Origin of the sequence: uncultured Dialister sp., from assembly GCF_900541605.1 — a bacterium.
In the GTDB taxonomy this organism is placed as follows: domain Bacteria; phylum Bacillota; class Negativicutes; order Veillonellales; family Dialisteraceae; genus Dialister.
The window spans coordinates 1-2220 of sequence record NZ_UQKJ01000203.1 but is presented as its reverse complement, the minus strand read 5'-3'; the positions used below and the strand labels follow the sequence as shown (position 1 = coordinate 2220).

The following is a 2220-nucleotide window of genomic DNA, read 5'->3' as shown; positions in this document are numbered from 1 at the left end:
CCGCACGAATGACTCTATCCATCAGCGCCGCCCAACAGCTCGACAAACTGAAATAGTCCGTACTTCTACATATATATAAGAAAGGATTTCCCTATGAAGTTATCAGATTCCGTTCAATATGTCAAAGGCGTGGGCCCGAAGATGAAAGAGAAACTGGGCCGACTGGGAATCCATACGGTGGAAGACCTGATTTCCTTTTATCCCCGGCGGTACCAGGACTGGACGAAAATCACGAAGATGGAAGACCTTCGCCCCGATGAGGAAGCCGTAATTTACGGGGAAGTGGCGGATGTCCGAAAAATTATGCCCCGCCGCAGCATGACTATCCTGAATGTCCTTTTGACTGACGGTACTTCAGCGGTAACCCTTGTGTACTTTAACCAGCCCTGGAAAGAAGAGCAGTTTCGCCGGGGCATGCATGTCCTGGCCTATGGGAAAATCGAGTATAACTATGGGAAACTTCAGTTATCAAATCCGGAAATCGAATTCGTATCGCCGGAAGAACTCCTGACATTCAAAAAACTGGTGCCCATTTATCCGTTGACCGAGGGCATCCGGATCCAGCAGATGAGAAATATGATTTCTTTCGCTTTGGACCATGTGGAGGACCTGGTGGAAAACCTGCCGGAGGAAACCCTGGCATCCCAGCATCTCATGGGACGGCTGGATGCGGCAAAGGCCATGCACAATCCCGTGAGCTGGGAGCAGCAGAAGGAAGCCCGGCGGCGGACGGCTTTTGAGGAACTCTTTTTCATGCAGGCCGGCATCCTGCTCCTGCGTAAGAAGCGGCAGAGCCATGTAATGGGCATCAAGTGCGCGCCATCGGGCCAGCTGGTGAGGTCCGTCCTCCATCAGTTCCCCTTTACCCTTACGGAAGGGCAGAAGCAGGCCTTTACGGACATCGAAAACGACATGGAGGGCCTCGTGCCCATGCAGCGCCTTATCCAGGGGGACGTGGGCAGCGGCAAGACCGCCGTGGCTGCCCTGGCCCTGGCGAAGGTGGTAGAAAACGGCTACCAGGGTGCCCTCATGGCGCCGACGGAAGTACTGGCTGGCCAGCATTACCGGACATTCCAGGAATTTTATAAGGGCCTTCCTATCCATGTGGCCTATCTTTCGGGGCAGACAAAGACGAAGGAACGGAATGAAATCCTGAAGGGCCTGAAAGAAGGGTCCATCGATGTCCTTATCGGCACCCATGCCCTCATGGAGGAGGACGTGGTTTTTGCCCACCTGGGTCTTGTCATCACCGATGAACAGCACCGGTTCGGCGTGAAACAGAGAAAAGCACTGGAAACGAAGGGGGGATATCCCCATATCCTCGTAATGACGGCGACACCCATTCCAAGGACCATGGCCCTTTCCATCTATGGGGACCTGGACGTGTCGTCCATCCGAGGCATGCCGCCGGGACGTCATCCAGTGAAGACCTATGCCATCGGCAGTCCCCTGCTCCGGCGGGTATTTAATTTCATGGGCCGGGAAATGACGGCGGGCCACCAGGTGTACGTGGTATGTCCCCTGGTGGAACAGAGTGAAAAGCAGGACCTGGCTTCGGCGGTGTCGGTGTATGAACAGCTGAAGAACCAGGTATTCCCCATGTTTCACGTGGGCCTTGTCCATGGCCGCATGAAGAACGATGAAAAGGAGCAGGTCATGCGGGATTTCCACGACGGGAAACTGAATCTCCTCGTGGCTACTTCGGTCATCGAAGTAGGGGTGAACGTGCCCAATGCCACCATTATGTTCGTCTACGGAGCAGACCGGTTCGGCCTGTCCCAGCTCCACCAGCTCCGAGGCCGGGTAGGCCGCGGCAGTGCCCAGTCCTACTGTATCCTGTACTCCGATAACCGGAATGAAGTGACCCAGCTTAGGATGAAGCTTATGTGCGAGATCCAGGATGGCTTCCTACTTTCGGAAAAGGACCTGCTCCTTCGGGGGAGCGGTGAATTTTTCGGATATCACCAGCACGGCATGCCGGACCTGAAAGCGGCGGATATCGTAAAGGACCTGCCCCTTCTGGAAGATGCCCGGCGGGAGGCAGGAAAAGCGGTGGACCGGGGTATGGACTTCAAAGAGGAGCTCTCCCACCGCTTCGGTGGAGCTTTCTTTAAGAAATTATATAAGGAATGAGACCGCTGCCCGGACTCTTGCGGTTTGTCGAGCTACTGTGTTCGGCGCGGATGGGTAGAGTCATTCGCATGGAGCTTCTAGCTTCTG

The 2220-nt window shown here is 55.0% G+C and carries 1 protein-coding gene; it reads left to right on the top strand.

Features of this window, described 5'->3' with window-relative positions; translation table 11 throughout:
* Nucleotides 1-93 precede the first annotated feature (93 nt).
* Entirely contained in the window at nt 94-2133 is a 2040-nt protein-coding gene (gene recG / locus QZR21_RS09045; RefSeq protein WP_296098706.1) for an ATP-dependent DNA helicase RecG, read from the top strand.
* Nucleotides 2134-2220 lie beyond the last annotated feature (87 nt).

Excerpts from the sequence above, each read along its gene's own strand:
- recG (WP_296098706.1), top strand. The coding sequence starts at position 94 with ATGAAGTTATCAGATTCCGTTCAATATGTCAAAGGCGTGGGCCCGAAG.